We start from the raw sequence: 21,668 nt of genomic DNA on the forward strand, positions 1-21,668 counted from the left end.
GGCTTATTGAGGTGGATGAATAGCAAATTCATGTTCAACGGTATAACTGAGATTTTTATCGACCATCGGAATGGGTTCAAGTCGCGCAACCAATAGGGATTTTTGTACTTTTTGATCAAAGCTTTTAGAGCCTGAACTTGCAATGAGTTTTGAGCTACCAATATAGCCTGTTGTAGCAATCACAGTGAGCTGTAGTTTGACAGGATGCTTATACGCTTTCATCTCAGACGCAGACAGCACATATTGCGGTGCATTTACCCAAGAGACTTCATACATTTTCGGTTTGACATGTGGATCAATTACATCGGCAACACGCGTAGGTTGGTATTCTTCTACAGGTGTTTTTAATAATTGCATTAATGCGTTAATACGAGCATCTGTCGTACGGTCTAGATTGCTTGCAACAACAGACATTTTTGTAGGTTCAGATGCACTTGGAGTGCTATCTGCCCAAGCTAACCCCACACATACGGGTAAAAAAACCATTAAAACACAAATTCGACGTTTAACCATCTGCTTAAACAATGTTATGACCTTCAAATAAAGAGACGTCAGTATAAAACATCCAAAAAAATAAAGACGCTTTCGCGCCTTTATATCAAACTCAGTACAGCCTATGATTATATCAAACTCAGTACAGCCTATGATTCACTTTATTTTGACTGAGCCAAAGCTTTTTCAATATCTTCATTCAAGGTTTCAGGCTTGGTCGTGGGCGCATAGCGGTTCAAGACCTGACCATTTTTCCCAATTAAAAACTTCGTAAAATTCCACTTAATGCCATTTCCCAATACGCCTTTCGAGTTATTGGTTAAATAACGGAAAATCACATGCGCTTCAGGGCCTTTTACATTCACTTTGGCAAACATCGGGAAAGATACGCCATAGTTTTTTTGACAAAACGCGCCAATTTGATCATTCGAACCCGGATCTTGTCCGCCAAATTGGTTGCATGGAAAGCCTAAAACCTCCAAACCTTGATCTTTATATTGTTCGTAAATTTTTTCCAAACCTGCAAATTGAGGAGTGAACCCACATTTGCTGGCGGTATTTACAATTAATAAAACCTTACCTTCATAATCTGCAAAGGATTTATTACTTCCGTCCAGTAATTCTGCTTCAAACTGGTGAATGGTGGTCATGGATAAGTTTCCTCATCATTTTTTTCTTTTGTTTCTAATTCTAAGGATGCCGAATTAATACAATAACGTAATCCAGTCGGCTGTGGGCCATCAGCAAAAACATGCCCTAAGTGAGCGTCACAATGATGACAAACAATTTCTGTTCTGACCATACCGTGCGTCGTATCTACATTTTCTTCCACCGCAGCAGGTTCAATCGGCTTATAAAAGCTCGGCCAACCACAACCGCTATCGTATTTTGTTTCAGAAGAAAAAAGCGGTTCCCCGCAACAACGGCATACATAAGTACCAGCTTGTTTAGTATTCCAATATTTTCCAGTGAAAGCTTGCTCCGTGCCTTTCTGACGCGTTATGCGAAACTCTTCTGGTGACAATTCTCTTTGCCATTCTCTTTCTGTTTTATTGAGTTTTCCCATGATGACGTCCCTTTATATCGTGGTATTTAAAATAGGATAATCCTATATTTACGTCATTCATTCTTAAATTTCTAGTCTTTATTCAACAATTTACAAAATCTATATAATGACCCAAAAAGCAAAAAGTAAGCAAATATAAAATCATGGTGAGCAAAATACAAAATTAAATGCTTTTTTGTGAGCAACTTTAGTGATAATCTTAGCGCTACTCTTGCTCAGGATTAAAAAATGTCGCAGAAAAAGAGCGTAATTTTTAAAAATCTGCTGCCCGTGATCAAACAATATCAACAGGCAGGGTTTACGCATGAAAAAATAGTTGCTTTACTCAGAGATGAACATCATCTCGATTTAGTAACGACCGAGACATTTAAAAGCTATTTATACCGTTATGCAAAAGTGACCTCCACTCTTTCCGAGAATATAAAAATGCCGAATACGTTTAACACCCCACGCGAAATTAAGAAATCGTCTAAGCTCGAGCATGTTTGCTACGACATTCGCGGACCAGTGTTGCGAGCGGCCAATGAGATGGAAGAGGCAGGCCATAAAATTATTAAATTAAATATTGGTAACCCCGCACCTTTTGGTTTTGAAGCGCCTCAAGAAATTATTAACGACGTGGCACTCAACCTGCCAAATGCAATTGGTTATACCGACTCAAAAGGCATCTTCCCTGCGCGTAAGGCGATTTGTCAGTATTATCAACAAAAAGGCATCTTAAACATGCACGTGAATGACGTGTATGTCGGCAATGGCGTATCTGAACTGATCGTGATGGCGATGCAAGGTTTGCTTGACGATGGCGATGAAATGCTGGTGCCAATGCCGGATTATCCGCTTTGGACAGCGGCAGTTAACCTTTCTGGCGGTACAGCTATTCACTATAAATGTGATGAAGAAAATTTCTGGTATCCAGATATTGCCGACATGGAAAGTAAAATCACACCGAATACTCGCGGTATCGTGGTGATTAACCCGAATAACCCAACAGGTGCGGTTTACCCACGTCATGTGCTTGAGCAAATTGTGGCTCTTGCGAAGAAATACGACTTAATTTTGTTTGCTGACGAAATTTACGACAAGATCGTTTATGACGGCATTGAGCATGTCTCTGTTGCATCTTTAGCAGGCGATCAGCTATGTATTTCATTCAATGGCTTATCTAAAGCGTATCGAATTGCAGGTTACCGTTCAGGCTGGATGGCAATTACAGGCGATAAATCACGTGCGCTAGACTACATTGAAGGTTTAGACATGTTGGCTTCAATGCGTCTATGTGCCAACCACCAAGCGCAATATGCGATTCAAACAGCTTTAGGCGGTTATCAATCAATTAATGATCTCATCCGTCCGGGCGGCCGTTTATATGAACAACGGAACATTGCTTGGGAAATGTTGAATGATATTCCGGGTGTGTCTTGTGTGAAACCAGAGGGTGCTATGTACTGCTTCCCTAAACTGGATCCTGAAATTTACCCAATTCAAGACGATGAGAAATTCATGTTGGATTTCCTCCGTGCTGAAAAAGTACTTTTGGTTCAAGGTACGGGCTTTAACTGGCCAACACCAGATCACTTCCGTGTGGTGTTCTTGCCTGCTGAAAATGAACTACGTGAAGCACTGACTCGTTTAGGTCGTTTCTTGGCGAAAATGCGTTAATTCATAAGTGCTTTAAAAATAAAAAAACCGTACGTGCTGTACGGTTTTTTTATTACTGTATGCTTAAATTTGATTTCTATTCTGTACTCACACCGTAGCTATCTTTTTGAATAGTTAAGTTTTTAATAATTTATTTTGAGCTTAGACCTTAGTCAAAACTTTAAGATCTGTTGATTTTTCTACAGCATATTCATGTTATTTTTTAACCAATCATAAAAACACATGAGTACAGGATGTTCTCAAACAAAATTAAACTGAGCCTATTTCTCTGTCTAAGCATGTGCCTAGGCATCGGGATCTTACGTTTTTCCTATACCGCACTACTCCCTTCAACCCGTGAAGCATTTGGTTGGAGCCCAAGTTTTGCCAGCATCTTAGGCAGTGCCAATTTGCTCGGCTACTTGATCGGTGCATTTTGGGCCATGAAATTACCCCAAAATAAAAGCATGGTGAATTATATCCAACTCGCAGCTATTGCAGGGACACTCAGTTTACTCAGTTGTGCATTTTCAGGTTTTTCAGAACTTTGGTATAGCACTTGGCGCGTTATTTCAGGGATCAGCGGCGGCTTACTAATGATCCTCTCCCCAAGTGTCGTGGCCCAATGTTCACAGCTTCAAGACCGCTTTAAAATCAATTTTATTGGTTTCAGTGGTATTGGTTTAGGGGTGTTAATGGCAACGCTATTTTTGCCTTATATCCAAGATATTTCGACAATGTGGGCTTGGTTGATTTTGTTTTCTTTTTCAGCCCTGATTTGTATTTTACTCAGCGTGCTTTTGAAGAGTTTTAAATCACAGCTCACAACACTCACCGCGATTCCAGCAGTAGAACATAAAGTCGATGGAATTTTCTATTGTCTCTTAATTGTGTATAGCACCAGTGCTTTTGCTTACGTGCCCCATTCATTATTTTGGATTGACTATTTAACTCACACCCTACACCTAAGCCCGATCGGGATCAATTTCAATTGGATTTTATATGGTCTGGGGAGTGCTTTAGGGGCATTTGCTGCTTACTGCCTAGCACAAAAACTGGGAAATATTAGTGCTCTTAAAATATTATATAGCAGCTATGTCTTGGCGATTTTTATAGCAATTATTAATATCCATCCACTTTTTACTTTTTTATCTTCTTTTGCTACAGGCTTGCTCAATCCGGCAGTGGTTTTTCTCACCTCTTATACCATTCTGCAAATCTATGGTAGCGCCTATAAAAAGCTCTGGAGTATTGCAACCCTGTGCTTTGCATCTATTCAATTAATCGGTGGTATAAGCTTTAGTTTTTTACAGCGAATTGGTATTGATTATTCACAGCAATTTATTTTGGCCGCATGCGTACTCTGCATTGGAACAATGCAACTCTTTTGGTTCACTCGAACAGCAAAATTAAGTAAGCATCTCGTCTAGGTAGATCACAAGACATTCAACTACATCACCAATCATGTATATAAAGAAAAGACCTATTTAAATAGGTCTTTTCTTTTTGATAAATCGTGAATGGACTAAGCTTTTTTCAGCTTTTTCTTTAACTTTTTCAAAGCAGAATTATGCTTTGAAATTTTGTTCAACCTCGCTTTAATTTCCTTTTTAAGTGATTTGGTTTTCTTAGACAAATTCATCTCCTTCTCGTCTACGTATAAAACTTAAATTTCGATCAATTAACAACCATTCGGCCAAATGAACTTTGATTCACAAAGTATTTCGCCTATTAACGATGTTGTTGACGCTGATTTCGTTGATGCGGCTGTTGTTTCTGTTTCTTTTGGTCTTGTTGCTGTTGCTGTTGCTGTTGCTGTTGCTGTTGCTGTTGCTGTTGCTGATCATTTTGCTGCTGTTGGTGATCAGATTGTTGGTTTTGTTGATGCTGTTTACGAGACATTTCATTTCTCCTTTTCATCACAAATATCGCAATGTACTGCTGCTAGGTGTACTTCTACTAAAGGACAACAACCAATGTACCGCTAATTTTTAAGGATCCAACCCGATAAATGTTTCGAATTACGTCATTGTAATATCTCAGGCGAATAATTATTTTGAAATCAATCTCCCTCTATTTTCTGCATTACCTAAGTTCACTCGAATAGTGTGGTTTTAAACTTTTAGTAACATGACAAGCATGCCAGACCATCTGATTGATTGCGTGAAGTCATCTTTTGATTGCTGTTTTTTGAATGGTATTGATAAGCTATGATTCTGTGTTTTTAATTATTCCCCATAAAAAAGACTGAATCATTCAGTCCTTTTTACCTAGCCTTTTTATACATCTAGCTTTTTTACACCTAGATTAGCAAATAAACTTAGTCCATATGCTCAATGATGACTTGTCCAAACTCCGAACAACGCAAGAGTTTTGCACCTTGCATGAGTCGTTCAAAATCATAGGTCACTGTTTTGGCTTCAATCGCCCCCGCAATACCTTTAATAATTAGATCTGCCGCTTCAGTCCAGCCCATATTTCGCAGCATCATTTCTGCAGACAGAATAATAGACCCAGGGTTTACTTTGTCTTGACCCGCATATTTAGGCGCTGTGCCATGTGTCGCTTCATATACTTGCACAGCGCCACCAATATTGGCACCCGGTGCAATACCAATACCGCCAACTTCGGCCGCCAAAGCATCTGAAATATAATCACCGTTTAAATTTAGAGTAGCAATGACTGAATAATCGGTCGGACGCATGAGAATTTGTTGTAAAAAAGCGTCTGCAATCGCATCTTTAATCACGATCTCTTTGCCAGTTTTCGGATTTTTTATTTTGACCCAAGGACCTCCATCTAGCAATTCACCACCAAAGCGCTCAAGTGCGACTTCATAACCCCACTCTTTAAACGCACCTTCGGTATATTTCATGATATTGCCTTTATGCACCAAGGTGACATTCGGCTTATCATTATCAATGGCGAATTGAATAGCTTTCCGAACCAAACGCTGAGAACCTTCTTTAGATACAGGCTTAATACCGATACCGCAATTTTCCTCAAAACGAATCTTAGTAACACCCATTTCCTCTTTAAGAAATTTGATCATTTTCTTGGCTTCAGGCGAATCTGCTTTCCATTCAATCCCTGCGTAGATATCTTCTGAATTCTCTCTGAAGATCACCATGTCTGTACGTTCAGGATGCTGAACGGGTGAAGGAACGCCCTTAAACCAACGTACAGGACGCACACAGACGTAGAGGTCTAATTCTTGACGTAATGCAACATTAAGCGAACGAATACCGCCACCGACAGGCGTCGTTAACGGCCCTTTAATTGAAACCACAAATTCGCGTAAAGCCTCAAAGGTTTCTTCGGGCATATAGGTGCCATAAATTTTATTGGCTTTTTCACCACAATAGACTTCCATCCATTCTATGGCACGTTTTCCACCATAAGCTTTTTGTACTGCGGCATTCACCACGGTTTTCATCACTGGAGTGATATCAACACCAATACCATCGCCTTCAATAAATGGAATAATTGGATTATTGGGAACATTGAATGATAAGTCTGAATTTACTGTAATTTTTGTCCCATCCACTGGAACGACGATCTTCTGATAACCCATTTTTATGATCCTCCCTGAGAAGCGAGTGAAAAATAATTGCTGTTTGATAAGACTTTTAATTGCGCTTCACGCATAATACTCTAAAGCAAATCTACCTTTTTTGAGATTTAGATGGGAAATAGCTGCATTTCCCTATTGAATAAATCTTAACCAATTTGAATTATTGTATTTAATAGAAGTTATTTCCTATGAAAATCGTCATCTTAAACAAGCCATATGACGTGCTCTCCCAATTCCGTAAAGACGAAGCGCATATGACCATATCTGACTTCGTGGACGATCCTAGTCTACGTATTGCAGGTCGTTTAGATATGGACTCCGAAGGTTTGGTATTTTTAACCGATCATGGTGGTTTAAATCAGTACATCACCAATCCTGAAAATAAAAAGTTCAAAACCTACTTAGTGCAAGTCGATGGCGACATCACAGAAGAAGCGCTTGAACAATTACGTAAAGGCGTTGAGCTAAAAGATGGTATGACTTTGCCAGCCAAAGCCATTAAAGTGCAACAGCCAGAATGGTTATGGGATCGTGATCCTCCTGTACGTTTCCGTGCAAACATTCCAACCTCTTGGGTTGAAATCCAAATTTGCGAAGGTCGTAACCGTCAAGTTCGTCGTATGACTTCAGCAGTAGGTTTCCCGACTTTACGTTTAATTCGTACACGTATTGGTGCCATCGATTTAGTTCAATTGGGTTTAGAACCAGGTGAAACCAAAGAAATTGAGCCTTTACTGTACCCTGACTTTCAAAATGTACCTGCAGAAGAACCTTACCGTTCGCGCTCTTATGTGAAAAAACCAGGCGGTACAGGTGGTAAGCCAATGGTTCGTAAGAATAAAGATGGCTCAGTGAAAAAGTCAGGTACAAAACGTATCTGGCAAATGGATGAGAGCGAAAAACCCAAACGCCGTACCAATGGCACAACTCGTCCGAATACTAAAGCCCCTCGTGGCCGCGGTCGTAACGGACGTTGATAAAAAGCTTCAAAAATGGCCTACAATCTACGTAGGCCTTTACATTTTTTTTATAAACCTAACAATTATTTAAGATTATTTTCATATTGCGACACTATAATAAGTTATAACAATATAAACGTTGATTATTTGAACTTCAAAAATGAGCAGCACATCTACACACAATAGAAGCAAAGTATTAATTATTCATGACAACCGAATTGGACATTTAAATCCTGCTCTCGCTGTGAGTGAAATGATTGAGAAGCGCTTTTATCTACAATCTGAGCAGTTTGCAATTCCTACTTTACCTAAGCGTACAGTGAGCGTTTTTAAGAAACTGTCTAATTTCCCGAATTTGTTTCGCACGCTCGGGCGTTTATACTTTAAATTCTTACCAAGAAATTTAGAGCATACCGACGTTATCGTCTGTTCAGGTATGCCTAATTTAATTTATGCCGCTTATTTATCTCAACGTTTCAATATCCCACTTATTTATGCAGGCGGTACACGTAAATTTAATTGGCGACTTATTGATTGGACTATTACGACGATTCCAGAAGATCATTCTGGTAGACAAATCATTATTCCTACAGGTGCTGTACCTTCTAAAATTACTCGCTTAGCGCATATTCCGTCGAATCATGAAGCATGCCTGTTAATTGGTGGACCGACAAAAGAGTACCCTTTTACCCATCAAGACTTTGAAGAGATGATTCAGCAATTTGTTCAATTCGCAGATCACCATCAAATTCAGGCGTCAGTCGTATGTTCTCGTAGAACACCTGCGTTATCAGAACATGTGATTCAAATGTTAAAAGATAAAAATATTGAGCTTGTGAATACTTGTTCTAAAACTTCTATTTGCGATGTGTTAAAGCGAAGTGAATATATTTTTGTTACTGAAGATAGTGCAACGATGTTATCCGAATCAATCCAAACCGGTCGCATTGTTATTTCAGTTTGTCGTGAATATTCTGAAAAAGATGAAATTATTCAAAATTATTTAGATCTCGAATTAATACAACGTAAAACTATTGGGCAGATTACTGAAGCTGCATATATCAAGCCAAAATTAAATGCTCAACATATTGAACAAATCGTGACTCAACAACTTGCAGAAGATTTGAGGGCAAAATCTCAAGAACTGAGTTTTTATAAATGTCATGCAAAAAAAGCTGTTATCTATTAATTAAAAATTTTATTCGATAGAAATTAAAGCTCAAACTTTTAAAGTAATTTAATACGTTCAGTACATGAATGTTTTAATGACTATGGGCAAGAATAAATGCCGACAAGATACTAATCAATTAGAATTTCAACAATAAAACCCATACGAGTGTATGGGTTTTATCTAACAAGTTAATTAGATTTGCATTAAGCCTTCAACCACTTCTCCGCTTTAGCCTGATCTTCCACTTTAAGTTCAACTTCAGTTAATTCTGAACCTGCCGCTTTCACTTCAAAGCTCATCAGTTCATCGCGGCGAAATGCTAGTACGGTATAAGTACCGTCTTGCTTGGCATATTTTTCTGCCAATTTAACCGTCGCTTTTAAACCATCAATTGCAATAATCACATCATTTGCAGACAAGCCAGCTTTTGCCGCTGCACCATCACGACGAGCAGACTGAACCAACACACCTTCAGGCTTATCAGCCAGTTTTAGACCAAATGGCAATGATTTGTCATTTTTTAGCGTATAGCTCAAGCCAAACTCTGGGAACAACTGGTCTAACGGCAATTCATTCGTAGTATTAATCAAATGATTGATTTGTTCTAACCAATCATCACCCGTCAATTCATTGCATAAATTGAAAATAGTCCGTTCATTCACTTGAATGCCGTTTTGTGCATTTTCATATAGCTTACGCATTAAGGCATCAAGACTTGAACCACGTAGGCGTAAGCCAAGGTCTAAACACAGCGCCACGAGGCAGCCTTTATTATAGTAACTGGTACCTGCATTATTTGAGTTTTCATCCTGACGGTAGAATTTCACCCACGCATCAAAGCTTGACTCAGCAACGGTTTGAATTTCACGACCCGGATTTTGCAAATAGCGATCTATTTGTGCTTTTAAAAGCTTGATATAAGAATCCTGATTAATCACACCGCTACGCAGTAAAATCAAATCATCATAATACGATGTAAAACCTTCAAAAATCCAAAGCAAAGAAGTGTAGCCTTCTTTGTTCAAATCATAATTCACAAAGTTTTCTGGACGGATAAATTTTACCAACCATGAGTGGAAATATTCATGGCTGCATAACCCTAAGAAACGTTGATAATCTGCCGATGGCTCTACAGGTTCATTGGCTTTTGGCAAATCATCACGCGGGCTAATTAAACTTGTACTATTTGGATGCTCTAAACCACCATAGCTATTGGCCGTTGCCATGGTCATAAAGGTATAGTCTTTAAATGGTGCTGAACCAAACATGGAAATTTCTGTCGAACAAATTTTTTCGATGTCTTGCTGCATACGCTGCGCGTTCATGGCATGTTTGCCCGAAACCACAAATTCGTGTGGAATGCCGTTAGCTTCAAAACTAAAACGGGTTTGTTCCGCCAGTTCAAACGGTGCATCAATCAACTGAGCATAGTTATCTGCATATAAGGTATAACGACCTTTCACTAAACTTTTTGACTTTAATCCTGTCGCAAGTTGGAAATGCTTTAACTCGGGTGGCAAGAAAACTTCAACCTCAATGGCTGTATGTTCTTGGTCAACTAAACCTAAACATGCGCAAGCTGGATTGACGTATAAACGGCTTTGATCAACATAAGCACCACGGACCGACAAATCGAAGGCATATACATCATATTCAACCGTGATCAACTCATGATCTGTATTGAATAAGCGCCATTTATTTTTTTCAAATTTCTCAATTTGTAACAAACGCCCATCTTCATCATAAGCTCGAACAGCTTCGATATGCTTCGAAAATTCTCGGATTAAGTAACTTCCGGGAATCCAAGTTGGTAAAGAAAGCACCTGTGTTGGATTTGCCAAGAAACGTGCAGTGACATGGACTAGATGCTGACGATAATCGTCAAATTCGATTTGATAATGCAACATAATGGGCGATATAAAATTAGTAAAAGATAACTTATCAATTAGATTAACATTTTTTACAACTGAATGCGGAACTGTCGCAATTGTCTACAATTATGACTAGTCAGCAGAAAAAAAAAGGCATAGCATGCCTAAAAATTTTTTCGTTTTACCACCAACGGAATGGTTGGTTAAGGAACCTCATTGAAACACGTGATCTACCTCATCGCGCTGCTTAGTTTTCTATGCTCCACGATAGCAAATGCTGCCCTTTTAAATATTGTCCCTGAAACCGTGGAAGCTGAAGCTTGGACCATTTTAGACCCTCAGTCGGGTCAGGTGATTGCAGAACATAATAGCCATGTTCAGCGTGCTCCTGCTTCACTTACCAAAATGATGGTGGCTTATATTGCTTTAAAGGAAATTAAAGCAGGTCATTTAAAGAAAAATGAAATCCTAACCGCAACCCCAGTTGTACAAGTGGTTCAATGGGATGAATCACAAATGTATCTCAAAGCAGGCGAACAAATTTCAGTTGATCAGCTTTTGGCAGGTCTTGTGGTCATGTCTGCCAATGATGCCGCTGTGACTTTAGCTGAACGCATTTCTGGTGATATTCCAAAATTTATTGAACGCATGAACAAAGAAGCTAAAGCTTTGGGCATGAATGATACCAATTTTCAAAATCCTGCCGGTATTACCATGCCAGAACATTATTCATCGGCGGCTGACCTTGCACGTTTAGGGCAAGCACTTGTTACCGAAACACCTGACTATTTGAATTATTCTAAACAACAAAGTTTTAGTTACAATCACCGTTTCCACCATGCAACTAATATTTTACTCAAACAAGATCCTACCGTTGATGGCTTAAAAACAGGTTTTACTAAAGCTGCAGGTTATAATTTAGCTTTAACAGCCAACCGTTTGATCGCGAATCCTGACGCGCCAGAACGTCGTTTGATTGTTGTGGTATTAGGAGCAAAAAGTGGCTTAAAACGTGCAGAAGTAGCACACAACCTCATGAACTTGGCTTATACCTATACACGTAATGAAGTTGCAATCAAAGATAAGCAATTAATTGCTGAATTACCTGTAGTTAAATCAACCTTGAAAATGTTTAAGGTGGAAACTCAACAACCTAAGCTGATTACTACTTCACTTTATGATCAAGCTTATGCCATCGATTTAAAAGCTTTTGACCCTACACAGCAACGTATTCTTTTAAATACTGGCAATGGTCAAATTCAAGCCATTGAACCACTTCATGAAACACAGACTAAACTGAGTGTTGAAGTAAATGAAAAAGAACTCACTGCGCCATTGGCTGAAGTGATGAAATTAGCCACCGTTACGGTTTATCAAAATAATCAGCTGATCAATACCTTTGATATTGAAGATGACGTGCAAATTGAAGAAGCCAATATTTTTGAGCGTTTCATGATGTGGATTAAAGGTCTTTTTAGCATCTTTAATACTGATTCAGCAGAAGTTAAAACCTACCCTTTAGGTCAATGATGTGATTATGTAACTTGTAAGACAATTCGTTATTCGTGAAAAAAAGAAGATGGCATACTCGTGCCATCTTCTTTTTTTCAACAATAATAAAATAGGGAATTCAATGAATAACGCTGATGACTCCAAGTTACACCATATTGTCATTGTCGGTGGTGGTGCCGGTGGTTTAGAACTGGTCACACAACTCGGTGATTTACTCGGTAAAAAAAAGAAAGCGCGCATTACCCTCGTTGACATGAAACTCACGCATGTTTGGAAGCCCCTCTTGCATGAAATTGCCGCAGGTACAATGTCGGTTAGTGAAGAAGAAATTAACTATTATGCGCATGCTGCGAAGCATCATTATGAATTTGTGTTGGCTAAGTTTGAAGATGTCAATCCTGCTGAAAAAACTATTCAGCTTAGCAAAGTCCAACAAGGTAAATATGAATCTACTCAAGAACAACTGCAACTGAGTTATGATACCCTTGTTCTTGCTTTAGGCTCAGTTTCCAACGATTTCAACACGCCGGGCGTGTATGAACATTGCCACTATTTGGACAGTCTGCAACAAGCTGAAATCTTCCAACAAGATCTCTTACAGTTGTATTTGGATGCGCAAAATAGCAATACAGCACGTGAGTTGAAAATTGCCATTATTGGCGCAGGTGCAACGGGGGTTGAACTTTCAGCAGAATTGGTTGAAGCCAAAAATAATTTTTATAAATATGGTTTAAATAAAATTCATCCTCAAAGCGTACAGATCAATTTGATTGAAGGTGCTGATCGGATTCTGCCTGCACTCCCTGAAAAAATGGCCGAGCATGCACAGCAGCAATTACAACGCATGAAAATTGAGGTCTTAACCTCTAAACGTGTGGAAAAAGTCGATGCTGAACATGTTTATTTTAATGATGGAAGCAAAATTAAAGCCGAACTAAAAGTTTGGGCGGCAGGCATTAAAACACCAGAAGTAATTTCTAAACTTGAAGGCTTTGAAAAAGACCACATGGGCCGTTTAAGTGTATATGCAACACTACAAACTAAGGCACACCCAGATATTTTCGCCTTTGGTGATTGTGCACATTGCCAACCGCGTGCAGATGAGCCTGTCCTCGGCCCACGCGCTCAAGTTGCTAGCCAACAAGCGTCATTTCTCGTGTATTGTTTAAAGGCGCGTATCCGTGGTCAGCAACTCCCAATGTTCGTATTTTCAGACAAAGGCTCCCTAGTCTCATTAAGCAAGCATAAAGCGGTTGGTGAACTTTTAGGTCAGGTCAATGTTCAAGGCTTTGTTGCCAAATCAATGTACGTTTCACTTTATCGAATGCATCAAGCCACAATTTACGGCTATGCACATGCAGGACTATTAACGGCTAAAGATTTTGTTACACGAAAAATTGCGCCTAAAATTAAATTGCATTGAAATTTACAGATTTGCCCCGATTAATGAAAAAAGCATCATAAACATTTAAAAATTGCATTTTTTTGATAAATTTAGTCTACAAAAGTGCAATTTCACTTTATGATGTAACCCTTAAAAAATTGAATGGATCAATAACATGACTGCTATTGCAAATAACTCTGTGGTTTCTTTCCACTACACATTGACTAATGCAGAGGGTGAAACTCTCGACCAATCTCAAGGTGAGCCACTAGCATATTTGCACGGCGCTGGTAACATCATTCCAGGTCTTGAAAAAGCTCTTTTAGGCAAAACAGTTGGTGAAAAATTCACTGTAACTGTACCTGCTGCCGAAGGTTATGGCGAATACAACCCTGATCTCGTTCAAGAAGTTCCTGCTCAAATGTTCCAAGGCGTGGACAACATCCAACCAGGTATGCAATTCCAAGCTCAAACTGATGATGGCGTTCAAATCGTGACAGTTAAAGCTGTTGAAGGCGACAACGTTGTTGTTGATGCGAACTTTCCACTTGCTGGTCAAGATTTAACTTTCGAAGTTGAAATCGTTGAAATCCGTGAGGCTTCTGCTGAAGAACTTGAACACGGTCACGTACACGGTGCAGGCGGTCACCACCACTAAGATCTTCTGATCTCTAGTGCAAAAAGGCAAAGTTTTTACTTTGCCTTTTTTATTGCGCCTGATATAGGTATGCCATATAAGAACTTTTCAAACTATTAAATACAAAAAAGCAGGCCACGGCCTGCTTTTTTAAAACGGATAATTAATTCTTATGAATTAACGACGTTGGTTATAAATCTGCTGCGCTGCAGGTAGATTTTTACGCATCGCTTCAATACGTTGTGAGTTTGATGGATGCGTTGATAAGAATGATGAACCTCCCGCACCTTCAAGCTTATTCATTTTTTCCCAAAGCGTAATCGCCGCTTGTGGGTTATAACCTGCACGTGCCATTAACATTAAGCCACCTTGGTCTGCACGGCTTTCCAAAGAACGTGAATAAGGCAGACCTATACCAATTTGACTACCCAACTGCGCGGCCGCAGTACCCAATTGACCGACATTATTACCTGCCGCACTTAAACCAATATTCAATGCAAGATCAGTTAAGGCTTGCGCTCCCAATTTACTTTTTGCATGCTCTTCAAGAGCATGGACCATTTCATGTCCCATAACTGCTGCAATTTCTGCATCGGTTAAATTCAGTTTATTGACGATACCTGTATAAAATACAACTTTACCGCCTGGAGCTACAAAGGCATTGACTTGATCAGATTTCATGACTGCCAATTGCCATTGGAACGCTTGACCCGTTTGGTTCATTTGGTCTGCAAATGGGCGAAGTTTGAGGAATACTGAATTAATTCGTTTATACGTACTTGATGAAGTATCTAACTGATTTTTAGAACGCGCATCCGCCACCATTTTGTTATAACTTTGTGTTGCTTGCGCGTTCAATGTAGCAGTATCCGCTCCTGCCATATCTGCCACTGTCGCACAGCCCGAAATCGTCATTACACCGGCCATACACAGGCTCGTTAGAATTATTTTTTTCATTAAGGATACTCCAGACCATTAAAATATAAGTGAATTTATGGATATTATATTCTTATGGTTTGGAGCTTAAAACGAAGTTATAGCGACTTATAATAGTATTTATGTAATTTTTTTAAGCTGAAAATTGAAGAACCAACCAATAGATTAAACAAACCACATTCAAGCCCAAATACACATGCATTAATGGCTTAATTTTTTCTTCTAACTGCACATTTTTTCGCTTAAAAAATAGGACAGCATTTTGTATCAAAACTATGGGTACAAGAATACAGGCAATAATCACCGACAACCCAATCAGGGCTTGATAAATTAATTGTGGATCTTGAGTTTGGGCACGAATGATCATCATAGCAATAGTGGGTGCTCCCCCCATCGCAAATAATAAAGAATAAAAAATGGTGGTCGAAATATTCTTTTGCATCCTGCACTTCTCTTCCTAATTCAAATTGCATTTTAGCAACTCACCACAAAGTGTATAGCGTACTAAAATGCAACTTTAGTCTTGAAAACCGCAGATATTAACGACGTACACTCGATGGTGTCGCATTTTTATAATATTGCTGCGCTTCCGGCATCATTTTTTGCATAGCAGCAATACGGTCATTATTGCTTGGGTGTGTAGACATAAATTTGCTCAGTGCGTCGTTGCCACTGTTATCATTCGCATTCATTTTTTTCCACAATGAAATCGCCGCTTCTGGATTGTATCCAGCCTTTGCCATCATCACTAGGCCACCTTTATCCGCGCGGCTTTCCAAATTACGTGAATACGGCAAGCCCACACCAAATTGACTCCCCAAGTCAAGCAAGGTTGCACCATAGCCACCTGCTGCATTACCTACGTATTGTGAACCTATACTCACTGCAAGATTGGTCAGTGCTGAAGCGCCAATTTTATTTTTTGCATGTTCTTCTAAAGCATGAACCATTTCGTGACCCATGATTGCTGCGACTTCATCATCCGTGAGTTTGAGGGTTTCGACGATTCCTGTATAGAAAACAACTTTCCCGCCGGGTGCAACATAGGCATTGATTTCTTTAGACTTGATTACGGCAACTTTCCAATCAAAAGCCTGACCCGTTTGATTCATCTGATCTGCAAATGGTTTCATTTTCCAGAAAACACGGTTTACTTTTTGATAAGTCGCAGACTTGGTATCGAGCACTTGTTTGGTCTGTGCGTCTTTCAGCATTGCGTTATAAGACTGTGTTGCCTGTAAGTTCAAAGATGCAGAATCAGCACCTGCAAGATCAGCAATCGTGGTACAACCTGATAAAGAAGCTGCTACGGCAAAGCATGCCAAAGATTTTTTATAATTCATCATGATCTCTAGTTATTTATAAAGAGTGTCAAATATATACAAAAAATTGACTGACTCAATATTTTTATGCTTATTTTTTTCAAAATCTTTATTTTTCCATGATTTAAATTTAATATCTGATGTTACCCCGTAAAAATAATTTCACATTTTTTAAATACTTTTAAGTATATTCAACGGAGTCTTACATCTTGGGTTTAAATACAGGGATTAGCCTTCGGCTGGAGGTACACACATGAAACAATGTTTCTCATTAGGCAAAATGAGAAGCATGCTTCGCAAGGAAACCATCTTGCGGTGCAATGCACCTCACCGACAAAACTCGTTCACTAGTGTCAAAATATTTACAGTATTGCAAAAACATTTTTAATTAAAAGTAGTCCTGTCTCAAACACTTGCGGATGAATTATCGCGTATCATTCTTTTATTTGAATCAAATGGCACTTCGGATGTTACTGAGTACTATCAGTTTATAATACATGCCGTTTTTTGAAGTTATGTTCTTCGCTATATAAAAAAAGCCCCGCTTTCGCGAGGCTTTTACATCTTAATTCAACAGCACATTATGCGTCGAATGGATGACGTAATACGATTGTTTCATCACGGTCTGGACCAGTTGAAATGATGTCGATTGGACATTCAATCAATTGCTCTAAACGTTTCACGTAGTTAATTGCATTTTGTGGCAATTGATCTAGTGATTTCGCACCAAAAGTAGACTCTGACCAACCTGGCATAGTTTCGTAGATTGGTTTTAAAGTTTCAAATGCAAGCGCATCAGAAGAACCTACACAACCAGAATCAGCTGCTTCGTAACCTACACAGATTTTCACTTCTTCTAAACCATCTAGAACGTCTAGTTTAGTTAAGCAAATACCAGAAAGTGAGTTTACTTCTACTGAACGACGTAGAATTTCAGCATCGAACCAACCACAACGACGTTGACGGCCAGTAGACGCACCAAATTCAGAACCTACAGTACCCAAGTGTTTACCGATTGCATCACCAACATCGTTAGCAGCATCATAAACAAGTTCAGTTGGGAACGGACCAGCACCTACACGAGTTGTGTACGCTTTAGTGATACCCAATACATAGTCAAGGTGCAATGGACCAAGACCTGAACCAGAGCTTACGCCACCAGCAGTTGTGTTTGAAGAAGTAACATACGGGTATGTACCGTGATCAACGTCAAGAAGTGAACCTTGCGCGCCTTCAAACATGATTTTCTTACCTGCTTTACGGTAAACATGAAGTTCGCCAGTCACGTCCATCACCATAGGTTCGATGACTTTACGCCATTCGTCACATAGAGCGATTACATCTTCAACTTTAACGGCTTCAACACCGAAGAATTGAGTCAATTGGAAGTTATGGTATTCAAGAAGCTCTTCTAGTTGAGCTTTAAGATGAGCACCACCACGAACCAAGTCAGCAACACGGATTGCACGACGAGCCACTTTGTCTTCGTATGCAGGACCGATACCACGACCTGTTGTACCAATTTTCGCATCGCCACGTTTTTTCTCACGTGCTTGGTCAAGGGCGATATGGTGTGGAAGGATCAATGGGCAGTTTGGAGAAATACGTAGACGTTCACGTACAGGCACGCCTTCTTTTTCTAAAACTTCCATTTCATGGATTAAAGCTTCAGGTGATAAAACAACACCATTACCAATTAAGCACAATACGTTGTCACGTAAAATACCAGATGGAATGAGGTGTAATACAGTTTTCTTACCACCAACCACAAGTGTATGACCTGCGTTGTGTCCACCTTGATAGCGAACTACCGCAGCCGCTTGATCTGTGAGCAGGTCGACGATCTTACCTTTACCTTCGTCGCCCCATTGGGTACCAAGTACCACAACATTCTTGCCCATAATAGCCTCATTGCATCATGCTGTTAAAATTGGAAAAAACGTGTGTGCCCGCAGGCACATTCGCGATTAAATTTGTTTGATTGTCCACTCGCCATTTGCATTCACCAACTGGTGCGTTGCATAAGGTGCTGAGCTTAAATCATCATTACCTAACAATTGAACAACACTGAATCCTTCGGTACGTGCTGCCTCAATTGCCTTTAATAAATCTGCTTCGATGCCTTTTGGCGCAACCAAAACTTGGCTTTTCTGAACTTGACCAGCAGTTAATGCATATAAGTCACAAGAGAAACCTGTCGCTGGACGCGCGCGACCGAAGTGTTCACCAATACCGTCATAGCGACCGCCTTGAGCCAATGGCGCAGCACGGTTTGGTGCATATACGGCATACATTAAACCAGTGTGATAATGGTATGAACGAAGTTCTACAACATCGATACCAATATGTAGTTCTGGCCAACGCACCTGAATTGCGGCTTGTGTCGATTTCACTGCATCAAATGCAAGTTTAAATGCTTCGTTATTTAAAACTTCAGCACTTAAATTTGCTTGTAACGCATCTAAATCACTTGCAAAACGACCTAATGTATAGAAGTCATCACCATTTGGAATGCTTTGTGTGAATTCAGCAAGTTCAGGTAGTGCTTTACGTTGATACAAGTCAGATAACTGACGTTCAACTGCTTTGCTCAAGCCAGCTTGTTTCACCATGCTGCGGAATAAACCGACATGCCCTAAATCAAGATGGATACCATCTGCATGACCTGCTTTAGCAAGCAAGTTGATCATGACATCAATCAGTTCAACGTCAGCATCAATGCTGTCTGAACCAAATAATTCTGCACCTAACTGTAAAGGTGCACGTGTGGTATTAAAACCCTGTGGCTTAGTATGTAGTACTGTACCAGCGTAGCAATAACGAGCTACACCTTCGACAGGATGTACATGCGCATCAATACGAGCCACTTGTGGTGTCATATCGGCACGCACACCAAGCAAACGACCTGAAAGTTGGTCGATCACTTTAAAAGTGGCTAAGTCTAAATCTTGATTCGATTCTGAAAGAGAAGATAGAGATTCGATGTATTCAATGAATGGCGTGTACACCAACTGATAACCTCGAGATGCGAGGAAATCTAATGCTTCACGACGCAAAGATTCAATCACTTGCGCCTGTTCTGGCAGTACATCAGCTACACCATCAGGTAATAACCATGTCTCTGAAATGGGCATGTTGTAAACCTAAATTCTTGTCAGCGCGGAACAAATCCGCATAAAAAAATCGGGAGCACACCCGATTTCTCCTAGTTTAGCACGATAGTTTTACGCTTGCACACGACTTTTTCATAAAAGATGCTTCAGCATTCATTACTTCATCTACAGCTTTAATTTTTACAACTAAATCCATGTTTATGCTTAAATTTTAAAATCTCATGAACGTTATTTTTTTCAACCATTTGATAAAAAATAATAAGCATCCTACTTTCTATAGATGAAGTTTTAAACAAAGTTATAAATATGATCAGGCTCAATAACTTAATTTAAGACACGACCATCAATCCAATGGAAGCGCTGTAGTTTGTTTAACGGCCTGTAACGGTATCTCTGTTTTTACATTTTGCACACTGGCAATCTGCGTTAAATGATGAATCTGAAACTTTCGATAGGCTTCTAAATCTGCCACGACGATACGTAAGAAAAAGTCACAATCCCCTGCCATGAGTTGACATTCAACCACCTCAGGCATCGTTTGAATCGCTGCGACAAAATCATTCACGGTTTTTGCATCTTGACCTTTTAGCCAAATCCGCGCAAATACAGTTAAACTTAAATTCAATTTTGACTGATTCAGTAAAGCCACATATTTCTCAATATAGCCTTCATCTTCTAGTTGCCTAACCCGTCTCAAACACGGCGAAGGTGATAAACCAACTAGTTGGGCCAATTCATTATTTTGTAGTTTTCCATTTTGCTGTAATGCTTGCAAAATGCGTTTATCTATCTGATCCATCAATAAAGGCACTAAATTTCACAATAATCTTTATTTTAGCAATTTTATTGCACAATAAAAGCAATCTTCCATAAAATAGCTGCCAAATGCTGCTCAGATATTCATAAAATATTGCTTTTGATCTCGCTTCATGGAAAACGTCATGTTGATGTTTAGACAAAGTACACTCAATCACACCCATTCACAGCATTCTATTGAGTTTAAACGAGGTCTAAAAACATCTATTCCAATGCTGCTGGGCATTATTCCTTTTGCATTAGTTTTGGGTGCTCAGGCAACACATAAAGGATTTTCCAGTTTAGAAGTTCCGCTTTTGACTGGCCTTAACTTTGCCGGTGGTTCTGAATTTGCCATTTTGGAAGTTTGGACCAATCCCCCAAATATTCTCATGCTGATGTTTATTACGTTTTTAGTGAATAGTCGGCACCTATTAATGGGGGCGAGCCTTGTCCCGTATTTACGACATTTACCGAATCGTACGGTTTATACCGCTTTATTTTTTATGTGCGATGAAAGTTGGGCTGTGGGTTTGGCTGATGCGCAAAAAAAATCTAATGTTTTGGGAATTCAGCGCGCCTTTAGTTTGATGTTCTATGCAGGCTTATGCTGTGCTCTATATTTGATGTGGGTTGGCTTTACCACGCTTGGGGCAATGATTGGGCCGATACTTGGCGATATTAGTCGACTTGGTTTTGATATGGCTTTCCCTGCTGTATTTCTTGTTTTACTGCGTGGCATGTGGAAAGGCTTTAAAGCGGCGCGTCCATGGCTGGTCAGTTTGATTGCCGCATCTTTGGCTTACTTATATCTCCCTGCGGGCTGGTATGTTCCGATTGGCGCAGTTACTGGCATTGCTTCTGCATTTTTCCTAATTGGAGATGATGCATGATCCACACTAGCACCGTGATCGCGATTCTATTTATAGCCTTAACCACTTACCTGACCCGCATCTTGGGTTATGTGTTACTGAAAAACCGTAGCCTCACCAACAAACAACGTCAAATTATGGAAGTTGTCCCCGGCTGTGTGTTGATATCAGTGATTGCGCCCTATTTTGTCAAAGATAATCCTGCCGATCTGATTGCGATAGCCATTACCCTATTTGCAGCATCACGTTTTTCGTTATTGCCTACCGTTGTGATTAGCATGCTTTCAGCAGCAGTATTAAGACAAATTTTGATTTAACTAAGTAAT

Annotated in this window: 21 protein-coding genes; 9 read left to right on the plus strand and 12 right to left on the minus strand. The window is 39.6% G+C overall.

The annotated features are described in order from the left end of the window. Positions 1–3 precede the first annotated feature (3 nt). The 3 genes from FTU75_RS05075 to msrB all read right to left on the minus strand — a co-directional run bounded on the left by FTU75_RS05075 (position 4) and on the right by msrB (position 1,558). Positions 4–486 (minus strand): energy transducer TonB, encoded by a 483-nt coding sequence (locus FTU75_RS05075; RefSeq protein ID WP_180115311.1) that lies wholly within the window; start codon positions 484–486, stop codon positions 4–6. Positions 487–653: 167 nt separating this feature from the next. Then, a complete protein-coding gene (locus FTU75_RS05080) occupies positions 654–1,142 on the minus strand; it encodes a glutathione peroxidase (protein WP_078189057.1) in 489 nt (162 codons plus the stop codon). Continuing rightward, positions 1,139–1,558, minus strand: a complete 420-nt coding sequence (gene msrB, locus FTU75_RS05085; RefSeq protein WP_078189058.1) for a peptide-methionine (R)-S-oxide reductase MsrB — start codon at positions 1,556–1,558, stop codon at positions 1,139–1,141. Before msrB ends, FTU75_RS05080 begins: the two co-directional genes overlap by 4 nt. A 228-nt stretch (positions 1,559–1,786) precedes the next feature. Between msrB and FTU75_RS05090 the strand changes: the two genes are divergently transcribed. Together FTU75_RS05090 and FTU75_RS05095 are read left to right on the plus strand one after the other, a co-directional pair. Continuing rightward, positions 1,787–3,217, plus strand: a complete 1,431-nt coding sequence (locus tag FTU75_RS05090) for a pyridoxal phosphate-dependent aminotransferase (protein ID WP_078189059.1) — start codon at positions 1,787–1,789, stop codon at positions 3,215–3,217. Positions 3,218–3,450: 233 nt separating this feature from the next. Then, positions 3,451–4,626 carry a YbfB/YjiJ family MFS transporter gene (locus tag FTU75_RS05095; RefSeq protein ID WP_180115312.1) on the plus strand — a complete coding sequence of 392 codons (1,176 nt, stop codon included), beginning with the start codon at positions 3,451–3,453 and terminating at the stop codon, positions 4,624–4,626. Positions 4,627–4,927: 301 nt separating this feature from the next. Here FTU75_RS05095 and FTU75_RS05100 read toward each other — a convergent pair whose 3' ends face one another. Both FTU75_RS05100 and icd read right to left on the minus strand, forming a co-directional pair. Next, positions 4,928–5,098: a hypothetical protein gene (locus FTU75_RS05100; RefSeq protein WP_180115313.1), complete on the minus strand. Its 171-nt coding sequence runs from the start codon at positions 5,096–5,098 to the stop codon at positions 4,928–4,930. Positions 5,099–5,516: 418 nt separating this feature from the next. Next, positions 5,517–6,770, minus strand: a complete 1,254-nt coding sequence (gene icd, locus FTU75_RS05105; protein WP_180115314.1) for an NADP-dependent isocitrate dehydrogenase — start codon at positions 6,768–6,770, stop codon at positions 5,517–5,519. A 188-nt stretch (positions 6,771–6,958) separates the two neighbouring features. Here icd and FTU75_RS05110 point away from each other — a divergent pair, with 188 nt between their 5' ends. Both FTU75_RS05110 and FTU75_RS05115 read left to right on the plus strand, forming a co-directional pair. Next, positions 6,959–7,747, plus strand: coding sequence for an rRNA large subunit pseudouridine synthase E (locus tag FTU75_RS05110; RefSeq protein WP_078194376.1), 789 nt, complete (start codon positions 6,959–6,961; stop codon positions 7,745–7,747). Between the two features lie 142 nt (positions 7,748–7,889). After that, positions 7,890–8,918: an ELM1/GtrOC1 family putative glycosyltransferase gene (locus FTU75_RS05115; protein WP_078194377.1), complete on the plus strand. Its 1,029-nt coding sequence runs from the start codon at positions 7,890–7,892 to the stop codon at positions 8,916–8,918. 185 nt (positions 8,919–9,103) lie between these two features. Here FTU75_RS05115 and FTU75_RS05120 read toward each other — a convergent pair whose 3' ends face one another. After that, positions 9,104–10,807 carry a M61 family metallopeptidase gene (locus tag FTU75_RS05120; RefSeq protein WP_180115315.1) on the minus strand — a complete coding sequence of 568 codons (1,704 nt, stop codon included), beginning with the start codon at positions 10,805–10,807 and terminating at the stop codon, positions 9,104–9,106. 180 nt (positions 10,808–10,987) lie between these two features. Between FTU75_RS05120 and FTU75_RS05125 the strand changes: the two genes are divergently transcribed. The 3 genes from FTU75_RS05125 (at position 10,988) to FTU75_RS05135 (ending at position 14,325) form a co-directional block, all read left to right on the plus strand. Next, on the plus strand, positions 10,988–12,301 hold the full coding sequence (locus FTU75_RS05125; protein WP_168379355.1) for a D-alanyl-D-alanine carboxypeptidase PBP6B: 1,314 nt from the start codon (positions 10,988–10,990) through the stop codon (positions 12,299–12,301). 103 nt (positions 12,302–12,404) lie between these two features. Further along, positions 12,405–13,706 carry an NAD(P)/FAD-dependent oxidoreductase gene (locus FTU75_RS05130; RefSeq protein ID WP_180115316.1) on the plus strand — a complete coding sequence of 434 codons (1,302 nt, stop codon included), beginning with the start codon at positions 12,405–12,407 and terminating at the stop codon, positions 13,704–13,706. Between the two features lie 136 nt (positions 13,707–13,842). Further along, a complete protein-coding gene (locus tag FTU75_RS05135; RefSeq protein WP_078194383.1) occupies positions 13,843–14,325 on the plus strand; it encodes a peptidylprolyl isomerase in 483 nt (160 codons plus the stop codon). A 156-nt stretch (positions 14,326–14,481) separates the two neighbouring features. Here the strand turns inward: FTU75_RS05135 and FTU75_RS05140 are convergent, their stop codons facing one another. The 6 genes from FTU75_RS05140 to FTU75_RS05165 all read right to left on the minus strand — a co-directional run bounded on the left by FTU75_RS05140 (position 14,482) and on the right by FTU75_RS05165 (position 20,474). Continuing rightward, complete coding sequence (locus FTU75_RS05140) at positions 14,482–15,261, minus strand: M48 family metallopeptidase (RefSeq protein ID WP_111885895.1); 780 nt, start codon at positions 15,259–15,261, stop codon at positions 14,482–14,484. Positions 15,262–15,373: 112 nt separating this feature from the next. Then, positions 15,374–15,682 carry a hypothetical protein gene (locus tag FTU75_RS05145; protein WP_078194385.1) on the minus strand — a complete coding sequence of 103 codons (309 nt, stop codon included), beginning with the start codon at positions 15,680–15,682 and terminating at the stop codon, positions 15,374–15,376. Positions 15,683–15,779: 97 nt separating this feature from the next. After that, positions 15,780–16,583, minus strand: coding sequence for a M48 family metallopeptidase (locus FTU75_RS05150; RefSeq protein WP_078194387.1), 804 nt, complete (start codon positions 16,581–16,583; stop codon positions 15,780–15,782). 560 nt (positions 16,584–17,143) lie between these two features. Further along, positions 17,144–18,463 carry an adenylosuccinate synthase gene (locus tag FTU75_RS05155; protein ID WP_180115317.1) on the minus strand — a complete coding sequence of 440 codons (1,320 nt, stop codon included), beginning with the start codon at positions 18,461–18,463 and terminating at the stop codon, positions 17,144–17,146. A 66-nt stretch (positions 18,464–18,529) separates the two neighbouring features. Next, entirely contained in the window at positions 18,530–19,696 is a 1,167-nt protein-coding gene (locus FTU75_RS05160) for an ATP phosphoribosyltransferase regulatory subunit (RefSeq protein ID WP_180115318.1), read from the minus strand. Positions 19,697–20,018: 322 nt separating this feature from the next. Continuing rightward, entirely contained in the window at positions 20,019–20,474 is a 456-nt protein-coding gene (locus FTU75_RS05165) for an Lrp/AsnC family transcriptional regulator (RefSeq protein WP_078194390.1), read from the minus strand. Positions 20,475–20,616: 142 nt separating this feature from the next. Here FTU75_RS05165 and FTU75_RS05170 point away from each other — a divergent pair, with 142 nt between their 5' ends. Together FTU75_RS05170 and FTU75_RS05175 are read left to right on the plus strand one after the other, a co-directional pair. Continuing rightward, positions 20,617–21,363 (plus strand): AzlC family ABC transporter permease, encoded by a 747-nt coding sequence (locus FTU75_RS05170; RefSeq protein WP_078194431.1) that lies wholly within the window; start codon positions 20,617–20,619, stop codon positions 21,361–21,363. Then, a complete protein-coding gene (locus tag FTU75_RS05175; RefSeq protein WP_180034629.1) occupies positions 21,360–21,659 on the plus strand; it encodes an AzlD family protein in 300 nt (99 codons plus the stop codon). Before FTU75_RS05170 ends, FTU75_RS05175 begins: the two co-directional genes overlap by 4 nt. Positions 21,660–21,668: the final 9 nt, after the last annotated feature.

Origin of the sequence: Acinetobacter sp. YH12140, from assembly GCF_013418475.1 — a bacterium.
Taxonomy (GTDB): Bacteria; Pseudomonadota; Gammaproteobacteria; order Pseudomonadales; family Moraxellaceae; genus Acinetobacter; species Acinetobacter amyesii.